This window comes from Pseudomonas sp. MPR-R2A5 (assembly GCF_058793055.1).
In genome coordinates, this window is record NZ_JBXAFK010000006.1 from 1 (window position 1) to 21,995 (window position 21,995).

Here is a 21,995-nt window from a genome sequence, read left to right on the forward strand (position 1 = left end):
TTTGATCATTTGGCGAGTTTAAAAGTTGCGCTAGGTGGTATGCCGGGGAAATACATGGCTACTTCAGACCATCCCTAAAGGGCGAACAAGAAGCTCAAATTCTTGCACGGGTACTGACTGGTTTTGAGTCGGCCGGCGGAGTGATTGTTGCGATCATAAGCGTTACGGGCGTAGTAAATTACCTGTTTATCGTTGGCCCACACCTCGATGAAGTGATGCTCAGTACTTATGGCCAGCTGCTGTTTTTGAAAATATTGCTCTTTGCTGGGATGATCGTTTTAGCCACGCTGAACCGCTTTCACCTAAGTCCGGTATTGGAGCGGTCAGTTCGAAATGGAGAATACTCTGCCGCAGTCAATGCCTTGCGCCGCAGCATGACACTCGAGTTTTTAATGGCAGTCGTCATAATTTGTCTTGTCGCATGGTTAGGCACTTTAAGTCCGGAAATGGAAATGAGCGCGGAATAGAGGTTGGTGACAGCCGACTAAGGAGTCTAGAAGGTGAATTGTAAGGGCCATTTCCACCGGCTACACTCCAGCCCATGAAACGCTACCTACGGTTTTGCCTGATTTTCCTGATTAGCCTGGCGCTCCCCCTCAGCGGGATGGCGGGTGTTCAGGCGCCGACTGAGCCCTGCCCCATGAAAACCATGGGCATGGCGATGATGGACGGCATGGGTCAAGACTGCTGCCATGACATGAAAAGTCCCACCGAGCACGGCAAACCCTGTAAGCCAGGCCAGGAGTGCAAGACTGGTGGCATGCTGCAAGTCTCCATCATCAAGCCTCCTATCACCTTATCCAGCCCCCTCGTACTGTCCTTCTCCCTAGATTCCCATCCAGTACAAACCCCGTCAGGGGTATGGCGACCGCCCCGCACTTGATTCCTGTACCACACTCAGCCTCATTCCGCGTTAGCGGGATGGCATATCTGCGTGCATGTCTGATGAAGCGCGCAGTGGATCATCACAGGAATCGTGAACATGAACTCCAAGTGCTATTGCACAGGGTGGTCCCTCGTGGCCGGCCTGGCGGCAAGCGTACTGGCATTGCCGAGTCTCGCTGCCGCATTGACACTCGATGAAGCTTTGCAGCTGGCTGAAAACAATGCGCCGTCGCTGACTGCACAAGACGCGAAAATTCAGGCTGCCAGTAGTGCGGCCATCCCCGCTGGTGAACTACCCGATCCCAAGTTGCTGCTAGGCGTACAGAACTACCCCATTGGCGGTCCGGATCGCTGGAGCATCGATCAGGACTTCATGACTATGCAAATGGTCGGAGTCAGTCAGGAGATGCCCAACAGTGCCAAGCGCAAAGCCCGCATCGAGGTCGCTGATGCAGCCATTAACCGCGCCGCAGCTGAGCGCCGGGTCGAACGTCTAAAGGTTCGTCAGGCCACGGCGCTGGCCTGGATCAACAGCTTCTCCGTTGAGCGTAAAGACGCGCTGTTCCAGGATTTCTACAAAGAAAACCGTCTGCTGGCCGATACCGTCCGTGCACAAATTGCCGGCGGCCGCGCTCAACCTGCTGATGCAGTAACGCCCAAACAGGAAGCGGCACAACTGGAAGAGCAGCAGGACGATCTGATTCGCCAGAGAGCGCAGGCCCGAGCGGCTCTGAAGCGCTGGATTGGCCCGGCCGCCAACGACAAACCTGTGGGCAGCTTGCCTGAATGGCCTGTCGAAGCCTCTGGCTACTCTCATAAGCTGCAACATCACCCAGAATTGGCAGCGTTTGAGCCTATGACCCGCGAAGCGCAAGCCAAGGTCCGTGAAGCCGAGGCGGAAAAACAGTCGGATTGGAGCTGGGAAGTCGACTATCAGCATCGTGGTCGACAGTTCGGCGACATGGTCAGCGTGCAACTTTCCTGGGATCTACCACTGTTTCCTGATTCTCGGCAAAACCCCAAGATTGCGGCCAAACACGCTGAACTCAACCAGCTTGAGGCTGAGCGCGAAGCGCTGTCACGCGAGCATACCCAGCAACTGGAGGACGAGCTGGCCGACTATGAACGCCTGAATCGTGCCGTGCATCGAACCCAGGACAGCCTATTGCCCTTGGCCAAGGAAAAGGTCGAGCTCAGCATGGCCAGCTATCGGTCCGGCAAAGGCGATTTGAGCTCCGTTGTCGCCGCCCGCCGCGAGCTCATCGAAGCCCGTCTCAAGCAGATTGATGTGGAAGAGCAGCGAGCGCTGACCAGCGCGCGCCTGTATTTCGCCTACGGGGAGTCCAGCCAATGAACCTTAGAAAGTGGAACGGGGCATTGCTGGTAGGCCTCTCGCTGGTATTGGGTGTTGCCGGTGGTTACTGGTTCGCTCAGCAGGGCATGAGCGAAGTACCTGGTGCAGCCCCAGAGCAGAGCCTCCCCTCTCTGGACGAACGCAAAGTACTGTATTGGTACGACCCTATGTCCCCGCAGCAAAAGTTCGATAAGCCGGGTAAGTCGCCCTTCATGGACATGCAGTTGGTCCCTCAGTACGCCGACATCAAAGGGGACAGCGCATCCGTTCGCATTGATCCAAGCCTGACTCAGAATCTCGGTGTGCGACTGGCTACCGTCAGTCGAGGTGTGTTTGCTTCGAGTCTGGAGGTTGTCGGTGTGTTGGCTTTCAACGAGCGGGACGTCGCCGTCATTCAAGCCCGTACGGCGGGTTTCGTCGAGCGCGTGTATGCCCATGCTCCTGGCGACGTGATCAAAGCCAATGCCGCCATGGCGGATATCCTTGTACCTGAGTGGGCTGCGGCTCAGGAGGAGTTTCTCGCACTCAAGCGCAGTGGCGATGCGGGCTTGCTGGCAGCGGCTCGCCAGCGCTTGCGGCTCACCGGGATGCCGGCGGCATCAATTGCTCAAGTAGAGCGCAGTGGCAAAGTCCAACCAAACCTGACCCTCACCAGCCCTATTAGTGGTGTGCTGCAAGAGCTCAATGTGCGCGAGGGTATGACGGTGGCCGCCGGCGAGACACTGGCACGCGTTAATGGTTTGAGTAGCGTCTGGCTGGCCCTGGCCGTTCCGGAGACTGAATCTGGATCGATCCTCATGGGGCAAGCGGCAGAGGCGCGTTTGCCCGCGTTCCCTGGGGTTGTGCTCAAGGGCGTCGTCAGCGCGATTCTTCCGGAAACCAATCCGGATAGCCGCACCCTTCGCGTCCGCGTCGAGTTACCTAACCCAGAAGGCCGTCTCAGGCCGGGTATGACCGCACGAGTGAGCCTCAATCGTTCAACGGAGCAAAGTGTGTTGTGGGTGCCGAGCGAGGCCGTCATTCGCACCGGTCGACGTGCCCTGGTGATGCTCGCTGAAGACGCTGGCCGCTATCGTCCTGTTGAAGTGTTGATCGGGCAGGAAAACGATGGCAAGACGGCGATCTTGAAAGGTCTGGAAGAGGGCCAGAAGGTGGTTACCTCTGGCCAGTTCCTGCTCGACTCGGAGGCCAGTCTCAAGGGTATCGTTGCAAACTCAGAGGAACAGTCACCACCCAGCGCAGCAGCCTCCAGTTTTCATGAGGCGGATGGGCAGATCGTTGAGATCAACGACAAAGAAGTCACACTCGCCCATGGCCCCTTCAAAACGCTGGGCATGCCTGGCATGACGATGACGTTCCCGCTCGCCAATCCGGCGCTGATGCAGGGCCTCAAAACGGGCGACAAGGTCCGGATTGCAGTGAGTCAAACCGACGATGGCTTGCGTGTTGAGCGTCTAGGGAAATCAGGGGGCCAGCTATGATTGCTGCCCTGATTCGTTGGTCAGTGGCCAACCGATTCCTGGTGCTACTGGCGACACTGTTCGTCACGGCTTGGGGCATTTGGTCGGTGCAGAGCACGCCCATCGATGCGCTGCCGGATCTCTCCGATGTTCAGGTGATCATCCGCACCCCGTATCCGGGACAGGCACCGCAGATCGTCGAGAACCAGGTGACCTATCCGTTGGCCACCACCATGCTTTCGGTGCCTGGCGCCAAGACCGTGCGCGGCTACTCCTTCTTTGGTGACAGCTTTGTCTATGTGCTGTTCGAAGACGGTACTGACTTGTATTGGGCCCGCTCGCGGGTGTTGGAGTACCTGAGCCAAATACAAAGTCGCTTGCCGGCCAGCGCCAAACCGGCGTTGGGGCCGGATGCGACAGGAGTGGGCTGGATTTTCCAGTACGCGCTGGTAGATCGCAATGGCGGACACGATCTGGCGCAACTTCGTGCACTTCAGGACTGGTTCCTCAAGTTCGAACTCAAGACTCTGCCCAACGTTGCCGAGGTGGCCACCGTGGGTGGCATGGTCAAGCAGTACCAGGTGCAGCTTGATCCGCTCAAACTGGCCAGCTTCGGTATCACGCAGGCCGAGGTGGCCGACGCGATCGGCAAGGCCAATCAGGAAACCGGTGGTGCCGTCCTGGAGATGGCAGAGACCGAGTTCATTGTGCGGGCTTCCGGCTACTTGAAAACGCTCAATGATTTTCGGGCGATCCCACTCAAGCTGGGATCGGGCGGTGTGCCGGTGACCCTTGGCGATGTCGCCACCATTCAGTTGGGACCGGAAATGCGGCGTGGCATTACTGAACTCGACGGTGAAGGCGAGACCGTCGGTGGCGTGGTGATTTTGCGCAGCGGCAAGAATGCTCGGGAGACCATTGCGGCGGTCAAAGCCAAACTCGACGAACTGAAAAGCAGCTTGCCGGCGGGGGTGGAAATCGTCACCACCTACGACCGCAGCAAACTAATCGACCGCGCGGTGGAAAATCTCAGCCACAAACTGCTCGAAGAGTTCATCGTCGTCGCGTTGGTGTGTGGCATCTTCCTCTGGCACCTGCGTTCATCTCTGGTGGCAATCATCTCCCTGCCGGTGGGGGTGCTGATCGCCTTCATCGTGATGCGCTATCAAGGGATCAACGCCAACATCATGTCCCTAGGCGGAATTGCCATCGCCATCGGTGCCATGGTCGACGCTGCCGTGGTGATGATTGAAAACGCGCACAAGAAGGTTGAGGCCTGGCACGTGGCCAATCCGGGGGAGGAACTGAAGGGTGAACGTCATTGGCACGTGATGACCGAAGCGGCGGCTGAAGTTGGACCAGCACTGTTCTTCTGTTTGTTGATCATTACCCTATCGTTCATTCCGGTGTTCACCCTGCAAGCGCAAGAGGGGCGGCTATTCGGCCCGCTGGCTTTCACCAAGACCTACGCCATGGCCGCAGCGGCGGGATTGTCAGTGACCTTGGTGCCGGTGTTGATGGGCTACTGGATTCGGGGACGAATTCCCAGTGAACAACAGAACCCGTTGAACCGGTGGCTGATCCGGATCTACCAGCCGGCTCTGGATGCAGTCTTACGACGACCGAAGATCACGCTGCTGGTCGCGTTGCTGGTTTTTATCAGCGCACTATGGCCAATGTCGCGCTTGGGTGGCGAGTTTCTTCCGCCTTTGGACGAGGGCGACCTGCTCTATATGCCTTCGGCTCTGCCGGGATTGTCGGCGCAGAAAGCGGCGCAACTGCTGCAACAGACCGACCGCCTGATCAAGACCGTGCCGGAGGTCGAACATGTCTTTGGTAAAGCCGGTCGTGCTGAAACTGCCACCGACCCGGCGCCGTTGGAGATGTTCGAAACCACCATCCAGTTCAAGCCACAGGAGCAATGGCGCCCAGGTATGACTCAGGAAAAACTGGTGGAAGAGCTGGATCGAGTGGTGCGAGTTCCTGGGCTGACCAATATCTGGATACCACCGATACGCAACCGAATCGACATGCTGGCCACGGGGATCAAGAGTCCTATTGGGGTGAAAGTTGCCGGCACCAACCTGACCGAGATTGATGCCGCTACCCAGGCGGTCGAGCGGGTGGCCAAGGATGTGCCCGGCGTCAGTTCTGCGCTGGCCGAGCGACTGACGGGTGGTCGCTATATCGATGTGGATATCGACCGCAAAGCCGCCGCCCGCTACGGGCTGAATATCGACGATGTGCAGTCCATCGTGGCCGGCGCTATCGGCGGTGAAAATGTCGGCGAGACCATTGAAGGGCTCGCACGCTTCCCGATCAACGTGCGTTATCCACGGGAGTGGCGTGACTCGCTCGGTGCCTTGGAGCAATTGCCGATCTACACCCCGCTAGGGAGCCAGATCACCCTCGGCACGGTGGCGAAGGTCAAGGTCAGCGACGGCCCGCCGATGCTCAAGAGCGAGAATGCACGGCCCTCTGGTTGGGTATACATCGACGTGCGTGGCCGGGACATTGCCTCGGTAGTCGCCGATCTACGCCGGGTCGTCAGCGAGCAGGTCAAGTTGCAGCCCGGCATGAGCCTGAGTTACTCAGGACAGTTCGAATTTCTCGAAAGGGCCAACGCACGACTCAAACTGGTGGTGCCTGCCACGCTGTTGATCATCTTCGTGCTGCTTTACCTGACATTTGCACGCTTTGACGAGGCCCTGCTGATTATGGCCACTTTGCCATTCGCACTGTCTGGCGGGGCATGGTTTCTCTATCTGTTGGGATTCAACCTGTCGGTTGCCACCGGGGTCGGCTTCATCGCCCTGGCCGGCGTTTCTGCCGAATTTGGCGTGATCATGCTGCTCTACCTGAAAAATGCCTGGGCCGAGCGTGAAGACGTCGGCGACCGCACTGAGCGCGGTCTGGTTGCGGCGATTCGTGAAGGCGCTGTGCAGCGCGTTCGACCCAAGGCCATGACCGTTGCGGTGGTTATCGCTGGTTTGTTACCAATACTTTTGGGAAGCGGTACCGGCAGCGAGGTGATGAGCCGCATTGCCGCCCCGATGATTGGAGGTATGGTTACGGCGCCCTTGCTATCGCTGTTTGTGATCCCGGCGGCCTATCACCTCATGCGTCGTCGACACTTGTCCGTTGAGCCTGGCAAGCACTGACGCGTAAAAATGCATACAAAAGGGGCTGCGCTTGCAGCCTCGTTTGAGCTGCACAGCCCGTTCTCATCAGTCCTACGCGCGGTATGTATCGAAATTAGCAAGTTTATGTCTTTTGCATAAACTCGCTAATTTCGATACATACGCTGTGGTCAGTGCCATTACCCACCAGCACTTGCCAGAAAAACGAACGCTGCGAACACTCCGTTTCGATGAGCCACAAACAGCATCCTGCTTATAGCCGACTCAGCATTCGTCACCCTTAGATCTCTCTTGAAATCGAGGCAAATGACCCTAATATGATCTTATCTTGCCATCATCGTTTTCAATCATGGATGTTTCTCGGGGGTAGGTCGGAATGGCAGAACAAGAAGACGCTAAGCCCGCAAGCGGGCGCTTCAACACAAATGATGAGACGAAGCGGATCGTATGGACACAGACCGCTGGTCATTGTGAACTGTGCGGCACGGATCTGACGTTCGATTATCGTGCCGGCAAGCCAATGAAATGGGGCGAAGTGGCGCATATCCTGCCCGCCAGTCCCAAAGGCCCTCGGGGACGCGCGGATCATGATGCTGAGGCGCACACAAACGATACCGCTAATCTGATGCTCCTGTGCCCAGGTTGTCATGACAAAATTGATCGTGACGCAGATGGGTATCCTGAAAATGATTTGAGTGGTTTACACCAAGCGTACCTGGAACGCATCCGACTCGCCGCAACGACCCCCGATGGTGGCAGAGCTATTCCTCTCATCGTCCAGAGTCAGCATTTTCAGACGATCAACGATATCCCCGTTCGCGATCTGTTGACTGCGATGTCCGCCGAGGGATTAACCGCCTTCGATCAAGGCATCAAAATCGCCTTCGCTGCACCCGGACCACGTGGCAGGGACACTACCTATTGGCAGAACGTCAAAGACAGCGTCCAGTATGAGCTGGAGCAGCAACTCAAGCGTCGCGGCGGCACTTATGGCGATTCGCCCGCGCTAGCAGTAGTCGGCTTGGCCGACATTCCGGCCTTGATGATGTTGGGCCAGAGTATCGGCGACCGTTCCAAACGCTTGATCTTCTCTTTTCACCGCGAGCATCTTTTGCGCTGGCCCGATCAGTCTGCTGAGCCGCCTAGTTTTCTGTTTACGCCTCCACCCAACGGCGATGGCCCACTGGCGTTGGTGCTCTCCATTTCTGCGCAAGTTCCAGTTCGCGACGTGACCGACGCTCTACCCGGTGCACGTATTGCAGAGCTGTCGATCCCAGAACCAAGCTACGCGATGGTACAGAACCGTCGGGTGATTCATGCCTTTCGCGACGCACTTCAAATACGACTGAGCCAGCTTGAGGCTCTGACTCCTGACCCTATCCACGTCTTCGCCGCCATTCCTGCGGCATTAGCCATCGAGTTTGGCGCGTTGCTCACAACACAGCATCAACATACATACCTGATCTTCGATCGGGACAAAGAAAACCAAGATCGGTTTACGCAAACACTGCAATTGGGTCCAGTGGCCCAGGAGGCTATGTAATGCTTTTGAGCAACGAACAGACCAAGCGCAGCAGTTGGGAATATTTTCTGCTTCGCGCCGCGCGGGAAATCTCGCTGTCGGAAGCGCAGTACGAAAAAATCAATGACCGCTACTCCCAACTGGAAAAAATCCTCTCGGCTTCCGACAACCCGCTGCTCGCTGAGGCCCATATTTTCGTTCAAGGCTCGATGCGGCTGAAGACGACCATCAAGCCAATCCCCGGCGCGCCTGCGGATCTGGACACCATTGATGCGGACGCGATTATTTGGCTTCCTCACGCTCAGGGCGCTGGTGCAAAGGAAGTTCTAGAAGCGATTGAGCAGCGTTTTAGGGAAGGCTCCCGCGTTCAAGAAGAAGTTAAGCAATTACGTCGTGGCATCCGGATCGTTTATGCCGACGAAAATCCAGGTTTCCACATCGATGTCACGCCTGCCCGCGCGATCAACGGAAATGGCGAAGCAAACGGCGAAGGTAAGCTGGAGGTTCCGGATCGGGTCACAGGGTGGAAAGCAAGCAGCCCTATCCCTTACTCGAATTGGTTGCAGGTTGCTTCTGCCCAAGAAATCTCTCTGGAAAGCTTGGTAGTTGCCAAAAGCCAGCGGATGCTTGATGCCGCGACACAAGATCCTTTACCGCATTATCAGGATTACATCGATCAAGATCCCCTGCGTGCGACCATTAAGCTGCTCAAGCGGCATCGCGATGAATGGGCCATCAAGACAAGGAGCGCTGATACTCGCCCAATATCTGCGGTCATCACCACCCTGGCCACGCACGCATACCTGGATGTCGTAAAGGAGTCGCAGTCGAAGCCTCTGGCTCCGCTCGATGCAATTTTGGAAATCGTTCGCAGGATGCCGCAGCACATCGCGCAGAGAGGTAGCGACTGCTATGTCTACAATCCTGCCGATAACGGCGAAAACTTTGCAGAGAAGTGGAATCGACCGGGCGAGGGGCAAGGCTATCGCCAAGCATTTGCCAAATGGCATGCGGACGCCAGTGCATCTGTTTCATTGGGTTTGGAAAGTTTTGAATCCAACGATTCCTTTGCCGAGGCAGTGAAAAAGAATTTCGGTATTGCACCGGCATTCATTACGGCAGTGAACAATGAGATCCCTGCGAACTGGACGATGCCCGGCCGACCGGATGGCACTACTCGAAACTCTGCTTCGATGGGTTCGCTCTTCGGAGGGGCCAGCGGTGGCGGAACCTCTCAGTCGAGCGTAAAGCCAGTTGGACGCCTTGGCTGATCCTATTAAGACGCCATTGCAGCGCGGAATCGCCGCACTGCGAAACACCCTAGGTCAGGATGCTGCCGATGCATTGCTCCAGCCCGCACCCACGCGGGCTGACGAAGCGGCGTGCTTTCACTTCCCCTTGCCCACCGATTACACGGGGCAGGAGCGCCGACTGCGTATAGGTTTCCCCTCCAACTTTCCCCGTGGACTCTTGCGGCTGAACGTCGAACCCTCTCCATGGCTGGTTTGGCCGCATGCCACCAAGTCGGGGCTTTGCCTTCATGGCTTTCAGGAGCGCCCCATTATGGGCTCCCCGGAGGTCGTGGTAGAGGACAGCCTTGCTCGCTTGGCCCAGATCGTTTCGTTGTCCAAGATGGGATCAAACCAGGCAACGCGCGATATCGAATTTCAGAATGAGATCACTACCTACTGGTCTTTTCAGCACGGTCAGTCATTCCAGAACCTCTTACTGTTGGATCGCCCTCAGGCCGCCTCGCAGTTGTTTGCTCTCAGCGATCCGCGCCGGGTTATGCCATCCGGTCAGGAAACGGTTTGGTTAGCATCGAACGTAGCTGCACTCAAAGGGCATTACCGACGGGTTGTCGGGCGCTCCGCTGTCATTCGCGCGGCCGAAACTCCCGGTTTTTACGTCAAGCTTCAGACTTATCCGGATATCCGCACCCCGGATCCGGAAGATTTATTGCTGTGGCTCACGCCACACCTTCAACCAGACGATGCCGAGCAATTGCTGGCATGGTTTGAGCTGCATGGAACGTTGGCGAGTCGATGGATTGTTCTGGAGCTTCCAGGAGGGGCAGATGCTCCAACATATTGCCTCAATGTGCGCTCGCTCGGCGTACAGCAGGAGCGGGGGGCAAAGTTTGGCTTGCGTACAGCGCGCCGTCGGCCAGCTATCGCAAATGCACATCCTCCGGCGCTCGTCCGAGCAACTGCCCTGGACGTGCTTGATCGAGCGTCCATTCTGTCCCGCGATATAAGCGGTACTGCACAGCACCTTGAAAATGCTCGAGTCGTTTGTGTTGGCGTTGGCTCGTTAGGCAGTGCGGTGGCAATACAATTGGCACGATCCGGTGTCGGCCACCTTACCCTCATCGATCCTGACACTTTGGTGTCAGCCAATCTGGGGAGGCACGTTCTGGGAGCGGATAGCCTAGGTAGACTGAAAGCCTCCGCGTTGAGGGACAAGATTCTGTTAGATCTTCCGACGACAGAATGCACCGCTTATGCGACTTTTGCCGAAGTGGTGATGAGCAGCAAACCAGAAGTGTTTGATAACGCAGATCTGGTGGTGATCACGACAGCAGACTGGCAGTCGGAGGTCACTGTATGGCGAGCCAAATCAAGCGGCGCTCCTTGGGGGCTTTTACAAGCCTGGAGCGAACCGTATACCCAGGTAGGCCATGCGCTATTCGCACCAGCCGGCACCTTTGATGGCCGTCAGTTGTTCACGGACGTCGGCGATTTTCTGCATAGATTTACAGAGTGGCCGGGAGGCGGTGTTGTTCCACTGCCCGCGTGTGGCGAGAGCTTTATCCCAGGCGGCTCGCTGGGAATGACCAATATCGCCTCTATGGTGTCGCACACGGCCTTACGCGCATTGACCGGCAACATCGCCACTGCATCTTGGGTCAGCAGTATCTACAGGCCTGAAGATGTTCTGAGCCTAGGAGGCCAATACCATGGTCCCAAACTGCCAGAGGGAGCGCAGCAAATCTTACTCGAGCGCGGATGGCCGGAAGATAAGGACGAAACGGTATGACGGATATCGCATGGCGCTGGCGATGGCCGGAGGTGAATTCCGAGCTATTGGTGTCCCAAGCTGTCGCGGACATCTTGGATAGTCATCGGCAGGGCCTTTTTGGCGTGGAGCGAGGGGGACAGTTATTTGTCAACCCGGTTGATCCGAAAGGGTTGCTGCTGGCCTTGGCCACGTTGCCTCATCGCGCCGATCGGTCAGGCTGGTCTTGGCTAGAGTTGGATGCGGAGCGGTGCCGTCAGGAAATCCAGGCTGCCAACGAACAAGGGTTACGTCTGGTGGGCTATTGGCATACGCATCCCCAATCCGTTCCGGTGATCTCTCCGGCAGACATCGGAAGTTTCTCCAAATTTGCTGCACGTTACACGCAGGATCTGCCGCACCCAATAGCCGTTATTGTCGGCAAGTCCGAAAAACCAGAAGGTATCAAGGCGTGGTCGTTCAGGGACGGCAGATATGTTGAGGCAACCTGTATCAGATGAGCTTCGAGTCAGTGCGGTGGAAGGTAGGTCAGCGTTTACCTTTACCCGCTAGCATTAGTGCGAAGAGCTCTGCCTGAAAGCGGGCATCATCCAATGCGTTATGGTTCGGTTCGCTGAGTGGCTTCAGCGCAGCGGTCATTTTGGATGATTTTGTTTCCTGCCAGCTGCAACCTACAGCGCCCATAAAGTAGGCCTTCATGTCGATAGCGGTAAAACCAAAGGGGTTGGTTTCCAGGTATTTGTGGAAGTAGTAATTGACGAATGACCAGTCAAACGGTGCATTGAGTCCTACGAAAATGACCTTTTGCCCCGGTTGGCAGGACGATTTCAGCCATTGATCAAATGTCAGCATCGCCTGTTGCGGAGCGAGGCCCTCGCGCTCCAGCTTCTCCAGACTCAGCCCCGATACTGCCAGTGCTTCCGGGTCGTGTTTTGGACTGTCAGGTCGTAGTTCAAGATAGATGGACGTTACAGGTTGGGCTACAAGACAGGCTCCAATGGAAAGCAGACTGTATTCGCCTGGTATAGGCCCAGAAGTCTCGACGTCGACGGAAACATAAAGCTCATCAGGGTGCATGTCATATCCTTTCGTGTAGTTACCTGATCACGCTCAGGCTCTTAGCCATGTGAAGGTGGAAAGGCAGGTATAGCCATTGCCCCATTTTTTGCTGTTTCACTCGCTATCCGGCGTTCGAGCAGCGGCAGTGCCTGTCTACCAGCGGATTGCGCGTTCCTTTGGTCAGCTCTGGGCCCAAGCATAATGATGTGTGTCATTCTCTGATGGCGGATGAGGGCCGGACGATCATGAGTGAAACTGAGCGCTGGATAGTAAAATGCCAGAAAACTGAGGACGGTACTGGCGACATCATCATTGATCTGCCTCAAGAGTTGCTTGACCAAATGAGGTTAGGTGTTGGGGACGACCTGGAGCTAACGGTAGTGAATGGCACATTAGTCCTGACGCCCGTGTGCAACGCAACATCAGTGCGGCCCATGTTTGCTGGCGTCCTGCGTCAGGATGTCTATCATGCTTACCGCATGCGTCTGGAGACGCTTCTTCATATCTCTGTCAATGCTTCGGATCTGGACATTCACGACATGATAGTAGCTGGCTTCTCGGTCAGCCTGATCAAAATGCTTTGTGATGATGGAACCCTCAGCGACGAAGAACGCGACAGAATCATTCAACCCAAAACGCTCAAAACAAAACTGTCAGCCAATCAGCTTTTAACGTTGCATGAGAGCGATCGCCTGTTCCGGTTTGCACATATTACCGCCATGGCCGAGGTGATCTTCGGTGACAAAGGGAAGGCCAAACAATGGCTTTCCAAACCCAAAGCCCGTTTTTTGGGAGAAAGCCCATCGGCGATGGTCACTACAACCTTTGGCACACATCTAGTCGAAGAAATGCTGATTCAAGTGTCTGAGGGCATGTCATTTTGATTCAGCCGCAGCCAAACGGCTTCTACCGCTCCTTGAGTAACATGGATTTCATGCGCCTATACCGGCGTCGCCTTGCCGAATACGACATGCACGGGCATCCATGAAGCACTAGGTTTCACCCACATCGGCACCTACCGCTAGGTAGGGTTCACGCACGGCAATGGCATAGCTGGGTACTGGCGAAAACCCACTTTATCCGGTGACAGCTAGATAGAAATCATCCCGTTCAGTGGGATGAGGGGAGAAGACGGACCAGCTGTGAAATGGCCCAGTCTTCGGCATCGGAACCTCGTGTGTCGATGGGAGCTAAGCTGATTGATGCTTCTCGTTCGAATCGTTTTTTTGATCGGCCGGAGGTACAGATGAATCTGGCAGATTTTGTCTCAGTGCTTTCTGCGGGTGAGAAAATAGATGGGTGCCAACTCACCACCTCAGATGCTGTGGCCCTCGCCAGTCTGCATTTTCCTTCCCATGCCTATTGTCTTGTTGCTGATTGGGCAATATTGGATCTCGACATTCCAACACGTCAGCGAAAAGCCATTACGGATAGACAGCTAATTCCTGCTCTCGTTTACGCTTTGACCGTTATCCAAGACAGTAAAGGCCGCTTCCCGCCTGGTGATTGGGTCCGAACAACGCTGGGTGTTTCCTTCACCCATGACTGCTTATTTCGAACAAAAAACACAGTTTATGTGCTGATGGGGACTGGTCGAAGGTTGCACACGGATTTAGACATCGCACTGAGCCTGTGCTGAAAAAAGACTATTTCCGCACAGGTGAGTGACCGGTCGCGCTCACATAATATTTCGGCCTGAATGAACGCTCTCGCTGTTGTGTCAATCTATGTTGTTACCAATCGAGCCCCGTATTTGAAGTGCGACCCGTCTGTGTCAGTCTATGTTGCTGTCGTGTGGATCCCGGATCATCCTACAGGCCCCGATTTACGAGAGGGGCTGTGTCAAACTATGTTGTTGGTAACCACCCGTCTGATCGTAAATATTAAAGTCTGTCTCTGAGTATTAAAGTCTGTCTCGCTTGGAGCCTTTGGGGGCTCCGAGCAGAGATCCCCTCTACTGCCCCCTCTGGTGCCTCGAAATATTGGGTACTCCTCCTTGCTGCTCACCATCCAACCGCACGAATCTCTTCGCTCCTTCATCGAAAGGCATTTTTACCTGGCTCCTCGATCACCCGAGTCGATAAAGCTCAAAGAAATATCTAGGTACTACATGCGAGGATGGTCTATCGGGGTTATCGCTGACCTGCTAGGCAGATCTGATACATATGAATTCAATCGTCTGCTGCATGAACACACGAGTTATTCGCAGGTGGGGGTTTTTCCAGTTTCCGGCCAGGCCAGCTATACCAGAGGAAGTTATCAGGATTGCGGAACGAGGTTTGAAACCGAAAGTCAACTAGCTAAAATTTGCATTGACTGTGTAAAAGATGACATTGAGTCGCTTGGTTTCCCTTACTGGAGACGTGACCACAGATATGTGGAGGTATGTGCGAAGCACAATACAATCCTGCTCAGACACTGCCCTATATGTGGGTGGGATATCCGAAATCATCGCCAAGGATATGGTCATGATCTCCTTTGGGGCGGCTGTAAAGGGAGCTATGTCCATCAGTGCGAACCCACGAAAAATCCACACGAATATAAACTGACATTCGCAAGAATTTTCGCGGAAATCGGAGAATCAAAATTTGCCGTTGATTTGGAGTCTGCTATAGAACATCTTGCGGGTCAGGCAAATAAAATGGCACTGGAGGGAAGTATCAGTGAGGAGGAGTTAATGGCGATAAATTGGAGGCTTAAAAACTCTAAAGGAATTTCCGACACATGGTTGAAATATCGCCCTGACGATAGGTGTTCTCATAATATTATTGAAGTTATAGCAATGTTGTATGGCAGCTTTGCTGCTTTAGTAGACAGTCTGCGTGAAACAGATAAGCTGGTTCGCAACATAGATGACCTGATGCGTGTTGAGTACCAAGACAGGTAGGATTAATTATCCTCCTTGTCGCCGAAATAATCGTTGAATGCATTCCCCAAATCATCATTTGTAGGTTTTTTTAAAGGCGGTCGCTTAGGGCGCTTCGGGTTTTGAGCCTTCATGTCGGTATCCAGCTTCAAGCTTTTATGAGCTTCACGCTCTTCAGCCGTCAGCGCACCTTTGAAAGCAGCTTGAGCGACACGATGGTCGCGCTCCTTCCTAACGAACTGCACCACATTCGAGCGTATGGGAGAGCCAAATGGGCAATTGAGGTCATCACGTTTGGAGTTCTTTTGAATAGCAATCCGCTCCAGTTCCTCAACGTCCACCCGGTACGAATAATATGAGCTTGAGGCATAAGCCCTTTGCACATCCTCAATTTCAACCCATGCGCGATTTGAGGAACGAGCCTGGATATATGCTTGTACCATTAGGTGAATGGCTGCACGCTTTAGCCCATAGCTCCCGCGATAGATTTCGTAAGAAAAATCTTTGGGATTGGCCCGAATTCGACCATCACTCACGGTAATACATTCATCTATGAATTCAGCCCAGATTTTTGACTCTAGGGCGTCTGGCCACATGATTCTCGGCTCTGCGACTAGGCGTTGGGTGTCTTCCTGATTACGTTTAAGCAGCTTATGTCCCAAACTGAAATTAGATACGTACACCATGGGTAAGCCAAGGCCGGACATAGTAAGCAGTATGTCGGTTGTAAGGGCTGCCCCTTTCCCAGGTGTTAAATGCTGCATTTCCTCAAGAATTGCCAGCGAGATACCGCGTTGATGTGCTTGCTGCTGCGCTCTTAATCTGAGGATTGCAGTGTTCTCTCGTGTAGTCGCTTCAATGCCAAGAAAATCCGTGAGCAGCTGCTTACCAGACGCTTTACCTTTAGCGCTGGCGTACCAGTAAGACTCGGCTGTTTGAGGTTTCATGTAATGATTTAGCTTGAACTCAGTAGGGCCTGGCATAGCGCGAAGTAGCGCTTCGATGGTTGCCGATTTACCCACACCCGCTAAGCCAGTAAGGCAGATTGGGAAAGTTTCGGCTGTTATAGGGTAGTACATGCCTTTGACAAACGTTTGTTCTGTTTCGGAACGTATTGCCGAATGGACTGCTGCTTTGCCCACTAACTCTGCAATAAGCTCTAAACTGAATTGATTTGGCAGGTAAATTTGTCTTAGTGACATATCAAGGATGTGTGCAGCTAACATAGGTGGTAGTCGATCTATGTCGCCGACGGGTTTTGGTCGGACTGTTACCTTTTTCCGTATGTGCTCGATGTCAATCAAACCATCGAATCTGGTTCGCAGTCTTTCAATCATGGCTTATTACCCACCAGTCGTCTTTGATCATCTAAGTCTCGCTGTGTTTCAAGACTCTTAGCCGGACGCCCTGACTTTCTCACTCCAGCATGCCAAGGCTTGCCCGTCTCGTTTTCAAACTCTTGATAGTGATGCTGATCAATGGCAATTTTTTCGTTTCTGCGTTTTGCTTGAGCCCGGAGACGTGATTCGTTGATGTACTGAAGGTCTTCGAGCGAGATATCCGCGCTGCCACGTCTTGTGCTTGCGGTGAAAATGCAGTTGAGTTCGTAAAGCCTTCCCTCAACCTCTATCCATATGTGCCGAACGCACATTGTCATGGTATATGCTGTTGCATGAATCACGCGACCACGAGCAACTCGGTCAAATATACCTGTATCGGTCAATTCTTTTGAGTTGTACTTTCTCCCGAATAAATAGACACCTTTTTCCCTGATCACCGCAGGCATAGGCGTCAAAAATTCCCTTACAGCTTCTTCTAGCGACATCTTGATGCCATGATTGCGGCCAAGCGCATCGTGATAGTTCCATACGTTCAGAGGGGTCGGCGAGAAGCCTTCCAGCCACATATCCTCATCCATACGGTCGCTAGCGTCGGATGTTTCATTGTCCTTGATAACCCGACGTATCTCTCGGCGTGACATTTCAACAAGATTGAGGCCGCTATGAACATGCGCCGGCTGATCTTTGAACTTTTTATCTCTAGGATGAGAGGATTCAACTGTGGCTTTAGATTGCCCAGAATGCGTAGGGGTAATTTCCAAGCGGCCTAACCATTCTTTTGCACCAGAGACATCTATATGCACTCCTGGGCCTCTATCGAATATCATCTGGCTTGAGAGTCCTTCGCAGGGCCATTCCTCAGGTTTGATATTCATACCAAATAGCTTGCAGTATTTGACCTTGCCGATTGCAATGCAAAATAGGGCCATCCGGTATGCCTCCAAGCTTTCCCTGCCTCTGGCAAAGCCTATACCTACAACGGCTCCTGAAAGTGCACACACTGCTCTCACCACACAAAATGAATCCAGTGGCGATCCTTCGATTAACCCAGATAACTTTTCCTCTGGGTAATAACCATCAAATTCTAATCGCTGATTGAGGTTACCTATCATCTGCGCAAAGCTCCCAATGTCACCAGATTTTGCACGCGCAGCGCTTGGCCCTTTCATCGCTTGCGCAAGGGCAGAGGGGTTTGTTAGCCGTTTTACCCAATTCCAGAACTGATTGAAGCTTGGATAAGGCTCACCGTCGGGATGGTAGAATTCTTTCCCCGCTGAGCCTTGGCGAGTACGGCAACCAAATGTCTTTCGCAGTGAATCCCCGTAGATGTCGTCCTTGGTCTTGTCTACCCGTGAGTGCTTCGAGAAGGCAGTTAGGATTTTCTCCTTCATGTCAGGAGTTATGGGATACCCATGATTCTGGCCTTGGCCGGAGGGGCGACCCAGTTTCTTATCGGTTTTCTCACTTCTGTCCCACTTTCCACATGCATCCAAGCGGGGCATCAATGCCCATTTTGTTTGCCCAAATACAAGATAAGTGAAGAACCATAGCCGGATACGTGCGGGGTGCTGCCTCGGCTTTGAAGTCCTAGCGTGAGCATTAATAACTGCCTCCGGGTCGTCCGAGGCCAGTATCTCTGCTCTCTTGGGAATAAGTTCTACGATCCTCAGTAGGCGGCCGTCAACTATCTCCTCGTACGACCGTTTCGAGCTAACGCGGCGGCTTTCGCGCCATTTGGTTTCGATGCCTGCTGCCGCTGTCAGCCATGGCGGATAATCATGGCTCCCTGTCTCTACGATCTCACCAGCCTCCAGCGCCGCTTCGAAGCGCAGCCGGGTCATCGTGTGCAGCTTCGCAGATGACCCTTTGTCATCGAATTCGACCAAGCGGACACGGTTACACCCGCCATCACTGATGAGAAAGTGGTATTCCTTTCCTTTGACGAGTTCACCGCAGCCTTGTGGTGCAATCAGTCGAGATCCCGCCATCATAGAGCGGCTTCCGAGAAAAAATGGCGATAGTGCTCAATCACTTCGCACCTGGCCTGCCCAAGTGGTTGGTCGATCTGTATGTATTGAAATAAGTCTACTGGTAGCGATCTATTCCAAATATCTTGATATATGCGGGCGATGAACTGGTCGCGATGCCCCCACTTGTTGCCATAGGTGATGGCCGCCAGTGCCGGAGGGCGGCCAATATTAAAATCTTCTTGTAATTGGTGGCTGAAGTCCTCCAGTAAATTTTGGTCAAGGCTGAGAGGACGGTCATGTAAACCAAAAATCTGATCTAGATTGGCTACAACAATAGGGTCAATATCCTCGAGCGAGAGATTTACTGTTCTGATGCCGGCGCTTGCATAATAAGTTTCTTCAAGGTGAAGGCGTAACTCTGCGCGTTCACGATCTTTTCTTCGCGCTTCTAATGATTTAACCGCTGAACGCCGTTTCTCCATAAAATCAAACTTGGAAAGTTTGATGTTCCAGTTTAGAGCATAGGGCGCCGTGCCCGGCTCGCGGAGGTAGATCAGTAGGTCACCCACGTATGGGTAGGCGGACCACTGGCGTTCGCCGCACGGCGTTTCTATCACCACCTTGGCATGGTCCATCCCTATATCTTTTGCTGCGGCGAGAGTTCCGACTAGAGGACTGAGACTCAAGCCAAGGGCGAAAGGGTGGCCATGCAGGGGATGTACATGCGGCACCGGGTGCAGCATTTTTTGCTCATGAATTTCAAACACTGCTGGATTGAACAACGCTAGTTGTGTGAACACTCGTTCAGGAATGGATAGCAGGTGAAGTGTGCGGCCGAGCTTTCGGCTGTTAAGGCGGCAGATCCTCGAAGTCTTCGGGGCTTCACCTGGTACAGCACAAATGGCGGGAACGTAATCGTCCCCCCACCGGAAATTGCCCTGGCGGTCTCTAATCCGCTTCAGCGTTTTTTCAGAAATCATTATTGTCCATACCCATACCACTTGTTCTGCCAGCGGTGGCCAAGTGGAGTACATGCGTACGAAAGGCGTACGCACACGACCCGGTGCTGTTGGGGCACCCGGATTTACGTTTCAAAGGACGAAGGGGGACCGCAGGACTTGACGCCCCGCGCATGCGGATAGACAATGGCTGTGTCAGGGCACTAATCTTGACACAGGGGCTTGGGGTAAAACTCAGGCCTTTGTCTATTCTGGCTCCCCGAAAAGCTAACCAGAATTCTTCATACCGCTTACCTCTTTATATTCTATAACTTGGCTATTTAATTGGCAGCGAACTTTTTGCTCTTGGCGCAGAGCGAAGTTTGGAGACTTAGCATACGCTGCTATGTATGCTTTTTTAGATCGGTTTGCAGTTAAGCCTATAGCGATTACTGCGCATGGTAACGCTATGAAAGCTGTGTTGACAACCTTAAAAGATTTTTGCACAGCGCACACAAGATTCCGGTCCCTTCCCTAGCTGCTTGATATAGCGTAAGTTTGTATAGTTAATGTGTGCAAAAGGTTTCAATTGCTCTTCTTTGGATAACTTAAAAGTTATCCACATTGCTAAGGCGTAGCTGAATATCTACGCTATCTGATAGTTCCAAACAAACTATCCACATCTGCCATCCGGCTACAATAAGTTATCCACAGCACGTTTGCGTGCCCGAGAAACCTCTCGCATGGAGAGGTGCCTATGGCTACCTCTTGTTTTGGACTTTCCCTCGCTTGGCTACCGGGAGAGACGTTCTTCAGTCTTTGCAGTCGTCTGCATTTCCTGTCTGGTCACCTCCGCCCAGCTGCGACTACCGAGCAGCTGTTCAGCCTCTCAGAGCGGTGCATCAAGCACGATGTGCCTTGTGGTCTGGATGCTTTCGAGCGGAACACCTCGGGCCTTTGGGGAGAAGCCATCTCCATCATCGAACAGCGCACCATTTTCCCGTTCTTCTCCCCTTTTCAGTCGGATAGCTCAGTCGCCGGCGCCCTTGTTCAAATCAGAGGCCCATCGCTTGGACCGCTGAAGTACCAACTCGGCCTCGTTTGTGGAGGATTCGGTGCTGATCATCCTTTGCGAGCATGCCGGTCCTGCATGGCTCGGGATCTGGACTCGTGTGGGGTCTCATATTGGCATCTATCCCATCAGTACCCAGGCGTGGTGGTATGCCCTGAGCACAGTGAAGTGCTTTGCGAATGCAGCCAAAATCGCCGTTGGTGTGGGCGCTTCACTTGGACGATGCCCTGCGCTGGCACATTACGCGATTCGGATTATGGCGCGATCACCTCCCTGGAACGGGAGCGCCTCGCTCAACTGGCCTCGGTGTGCCGCGAGTTGGGGTCTCTAGGCTTGGCAAAGCACTTTGATCCAGTAGTGGTCGCCCAGCTCTACCGCAAGTGGCTACCAACAAAAAGCGCGGCACAGAGCCTGTTGACGCATATCAGCCCTTTGCGAAGGTTTCGTCCATATGGTGGGCTACCATCCACTGAGACCGCCGCCACCAGCTTCATCAGTCAAATGGTGCGGTCACCACGGCGGCACATTCATCCACTCAAACACCTGATGATGATTACTTGGCTATTCGGCGAGGTTTCGTCCTTTGCGGTATGCCACGATGTCGCTTGTGCTCAGCGGAAAGCACTTTCGGCACTGCCGACGTCACCCCCAGTACTTGAGGTTTCAGTATCACCGGCAAACAGAAAGGGCCACCCTCGGCCGAAGCGGCTCAAGCCTGAATTCAGAGCACATTTACTGAGCCGACTTGCTGAAGGAACGGCAAAGAATGAAATTTGCCGGGAGTTTCAACTCACCATATCCACGGTAAACAAGCTGCTCCGCGCGGAGCGTGGCGTTCAAGCGTCATGGGAGGCTCGACGAATGGCTCTCGATCAGGCTGATCATCGCTTACGATGGGCTGAGCTTCAGTCGCGGTTTCCATTGCATTCTCTCACTGAGCTTCGCCGCGAATGCCAATCGCTTTACACCTGGCTGCATCGTCACGACAGAGAGTGGTTGTATGCGCAGGCTAGTCAAGTGCCCAAACCTGCTAGAAACCCTAATCCGCGAGTCGATTGGGAGAGCAGGGACGATGGACTGCAACGTGAGTTGGAAGCTGAGATTATTCGGCGGTTCGGATCGGATCAGAATCTGTGTCTCAAGCAGTCACAGATCTTCTCCCTGCTCCCACGCCTTGCACAGCGTCTGGAACGTCGAGATCGATATCCGCGAACTCGGGCCTACATGAAGCTGCTGTTCAAACGATAGGGCCATACTGATCGCCCAGGTGTGCATCAGAGTGAAGTAGTGATCTTTAGCGATCCTGCGAGCCGAGGTGGGATTAACTCACTTTCGAAGCGGCTGATCACTACAATGAGAGAGAAACGGATT

At 53.9% G+C, this 21,995-nt stretch carries 16 protein-coding genes and 1 pseudogene; 13 read left to right on the forward strand and 4 right to left on the reverse strand.

All coding sequences use genetic code 11. The features are described 5' to 3' along the window. Positions 1-71 precede the first annotated feature (71 nt). The 9 genes and pseudogenes from AC1Q6I_RS06570 to AC1Q6I_RS06610 form a co-directional block, all read left to right on the forward strand. A pseudogene (locus AC1Q6I_RS06570) lies at positions 72-467 on the forward strand (CopD family protein); the annotation flags it as partial. A 74-nt stretch (positions 468-541) separates the two neighbouring features. Next, positions 542-883 carry a hypothetical protein gene (locus AC1Q6I_RS06575; protein WP_019821287.1) on the forward strand — a complete coding sequence of 114 codons (342 nt, stop codon included), beginning with the start codon at positions 542-544 and terminating at the stop codon, positions 881-883. A gap of 99 nt (positions 884-982) precedes the next feature. Continuing rightward, entirely contained in the window at positions 983-2,239 is a 1,257-nt protein-coding gene (locus tag AC1Q6I_RS06580) for a TolC family protein (protein WP_019821285.1), read from the forward strand. Next, on the forward strand, positions 2,236-3,720 hold the full coding sequence (locus AC1Q6I_RS06585) for an efflux RND transporter periplasmic adaptor subunit (protein WP_019821283.1): 1,485 nt from the start codon (positions 2,236-2,238) through the stop codon (positions 3,718-3,720). The genes AC1Q6I_RS06580 and AC1Q6I_RS06585 overlap by 4 nt, the downstream gene beginning before the upstream one ends. Continuing rightward, on the forward strand, positions 3,717-6,860 hold the full coding sequence (locus tag AC1Q6I_RS06590) for an efflux RND transporter permease subunit (protein ID WP_019821281.1): 3,144 nt from the start codon (positions 3,717-3,719) through the stop codon (positions 6,858-6,860). The genes AC1Q6I_RS06585 and AC1Q6I_RS06590 overlap by 4 nt, the downstream gene beginning before the upstream one ends. A 355-nt stretch (positions 6,861-7,215) precedes the next feature. After that, positions 7,216-8,382, forward strand: coding sequence for an SAVED domain-containing protein (locus AC1Q6I_RS06595; RefSeq protein WP_019821280.1), 1,167 nt, complete (start codon positions 7,216-7,218; stop codon positions 8,380-8,382). Further along, positions 8,382-9,632, forward strand: a complete 1,251-nt coding sequence (locus AC1Q6I_RS06600; RefSeq protein ID WP_019821279.1) for a nucleotidyltransferase domain-containing protein — start codon at positions 8,382-8,384, stop codon at positions 9,630-9,632. The genes AC1Q6I_RS06595 and AC1Q6I_RS06600 overlap by 1 nt, the downstream gene beginning before the upstream one ends. Further along, entirely contained in the window at positions 9,616-11,400 is a 1,785-nt protein-coding gene (locus AC1Q6I_RS06605) for a HesA/MoeB/ThiF family protein (RefSeq protein WP_031319187.1), read from the forward strand. The genes AC1Q6I_RS06600 and AC1Q6I_RS06605 overlap by 17 nt, the downstream gene beginning before the upstream one ends. Continuing rightward, positions 11,397-11,879 carry a Mov34/MPN/PAD-1 family protein gene (locus tag AC1Q6I_RS06610; protein ID WP_017341627.1) on the forward strand — a complete coding sequence of 161 codons (483 nt, stop codon included), beginning with the start codon at positions 11,397-11,399 and terminating at the stop codon, positions 11,877-11,879. The genes AC1Q6I_RS06605 and AC1Q6I_RS06610 overlap by 4 nt, the downstream gene beginning before the upstream one ends. A gap of 28 nt (positions 11,880-11,907) precedes the next feature. Here AC1Q6I_RS06610 and AC1Q6I_RS06615 read toward each other — a convergent pair whose 3' ends face one another. After that, positions 11,908-12,456, reverse strand: coding sequence for a 3'-5' exonuclease (locus AC1Q6I_RS06615; RefSeq protein WP_017341626.1), 549 nt, complete (start codon positions 12,454-12,456; stop codon positions 11,908-11,910). Positions 12,457-12,683: 227 nt separating this feature from the next. On the opposite strand from AC1Q6I_RS06615, the gene AC1Q6I_RS06620 reads away from it, so the two are divergent. The 3 genes from AC1Q6I_RS06620 (at position 12,684) to AC1Q6I_RS06630 (ending at position 15,325) form a co-directional block, all read left to right on the forward strand. After that, complete coding sequence (locus AC1Q6I_RS06620; protein WP_228758830.1) at positions 12,684-13,322, forward strand: antitoxin Xre/MbcA/ParS toxin-binding domain-containing protein; 639 nt, start codon at positions 12,684-12,686, stop codon at positions 13,320-13,322. Positions 13,323-13,684: 362 nt separating this feature from the next. Further along, on the forward strand, positions 13,685-14,077 hold the full coding sequence (locus AC1Q6I_RS06625; protein ID WP_074059250.1) for a DUF6957 family protein: 393 nt from the start codon (positions 13,685-13,687) through the stop codon (positions 14,075-14,077). 357 nt (positions 14,078-14,434) lie between these two features. Further along, the gene (locus AC1Q6I_RS06630; protein ID WP_146015731.1) at positions 14,435-15,325 is read left to right on the forward strand and encodes a TniQ family protein; all 891 of its coding nucleotides are present in this window, start codon (positions 14,435-14,437) and stop codon (positions 15,323-15,325) included. 2 nt (positions 15,326-15,327) lie between these two features. On the opposite strand, the gene AC1Q6I_RS06635 is transcribed toward AC1Q6I_RS06630, so the two are convergent. The 3 genes from AC1Q6I_RS06635 to AC1Q6I_RS06645 form a co-directional block, all read right to left on the reverse strand. Continuing rightward, positions 15,328-16,530, reverse strand: coding sequence for an ATP-binding protein (locus tag AC1Q6I_RS06635; protein ID WP_158244421.1), 1,203 nt, complete (start codon positions 16,528-16,530; stop codon positions 15,328-15,330). A gap of 107 nt (positions 16,531-16,637) precedes the next feature. Next, entirely contained in the window at positions 16,638-18,635 is a 1,998-nt protein-coding gene (locus tag AC1Q6I_RS06640) for a TnsB C-terminal domain-containing protein (RefSeq protein WP_102623549.1), read from the reverse strand. Then, entirely contained in the window at positions 18,632-19,594 is a 963-nt protein-coding gene (locus AC1Q6I_RS06645; RefSeq protein WP_102623550.1) for a PDDEXK family nuclease, read from the reverse strand. Before AC1Q6I_RS06645 ends, AC1Q6I_RS06640 begins: the two co-directional genes overlap by 4 nt. A gap of 715 nt (positions 19,595-20,309) precedes the next feature. Here AC1Q6I_RS06645 and AC1Q6I_RS06650 point away from each other — a divergent pair. Beyond that, positions 20,310-21,872, forward strand: coding sequence for a TnsD family Tn7-like transposition protein (locus tag AC1Q6I_RS06650; protein ID WP_102623551.1), 1,563 nt, complete (start codon positions 20,310-20,312; stop codon positions 21,870-21,872). The last annotated feature ends 123 nt before the right edge of the window (positions 21,873-21,995 follow it).

Bases quoted from the DNA above. Each gene is read 5' to 3' on its own strand.
- AC1Q6I_RS06575 (WP_019821287.1), top strand. From the start codon at position 542: ATGAAACGCTACCTACGGTTTTGCCTGATTTTCCTGATTAGCCTGGCG.
- AC1Q6I_RS06580 (WP_019821285.1), top strand. From the start codon at position 983: ATGAACTCCAAGTGCTATTGCACAGGGTGGTCCCTCGTGGCCGGCCTG.
- AC1Q6I_RS06585 (WP_019821283.1), top strand. From the start codon at position 2,236: ATGAACCTTAGAAAGTGGAACGGGGCATTGCTGGTAGGCCTCTCGCTG.
- AC1Q6I_RS06590 (WP_019821281.1), top strand. From the start codon at position 3,717: ATGATTGCTGCCCTGATTCGTTGGTCAGTGGCCAACCGATTCCTGGTG.
- AC1Q6I_RS06595 (WP_019821280.1), top strand. From the start codon at position 7,216: ATGGCAGAACAAGAAGACGCTAAGCCCGCAAGCGGGCGCTTCAACACA.
- AC1Q6I_RS06600 (WP_019821279.1), top strand. From the start codon at position 8,382: ATGCTTTTGAGCAACGAACAGACCAAGCGCAGCAGTTGGGAATATTTT.
- AC1Q6I_RS06610 (WP_017341627.1), top strand. From the start codon at position 11,397: ATGACGGATATCGCATGGCGCTGGCGATGGCCGGAGGTGAATTCCGAG.
- AC1Q6I_RS06615 (WP_017341626.1), bottom strand. From the start codon at position 12,456: ATGCACCCTGATGAGCTTTATGTTTCCGTCGACGTCGAGACTTCTGGG.
- AC1Q6I_RS06620 (WP_228758830.1), top strand. From the start codon at position 12,684: ATGAGTGAAACTGAGCGCTGGATAGTAAAATGCCAGAAAACTGAGGAC.
- AC1Q6I_RS06625 (WP_074059250.1), top strand. From the start codon at position 13,685: ATGAATCTGGCAGATTTTGTCTCAGTGCTTTCTGCGGGTGAGAAAATA.
- AC1Q6I_RS06635 (WP_158244421.1), bottom strand. From the start codon at position 16,530: ATGTTAGCTGCACACATCCTTGATATGTCACTAAGACAAATTTACCTG.
- AC1Q6I_RS06640 (WP_102623549.1), bottom strand. From the start codon at position 18,635: ATGATGGCGGGATCTCGACTGATTGCACCACAAGGCTGCGGTGAACTC.
- AC1Q6I_RS06645 (WP_102623550.1), bottom strand. From the start codon at position 19,594: ATGATTTCTGAAAAAACGCTGAAGCGGATTAGAGACCGCCAGGGCAAT.
- AC1Q6I_RS06650 (WP_102623551.1), top strand. From the start codon at position 20,310: ATGGCTACCTCTTGTTTTGGACTTTCCCTCGCTTGGCTACCGGGAGAG.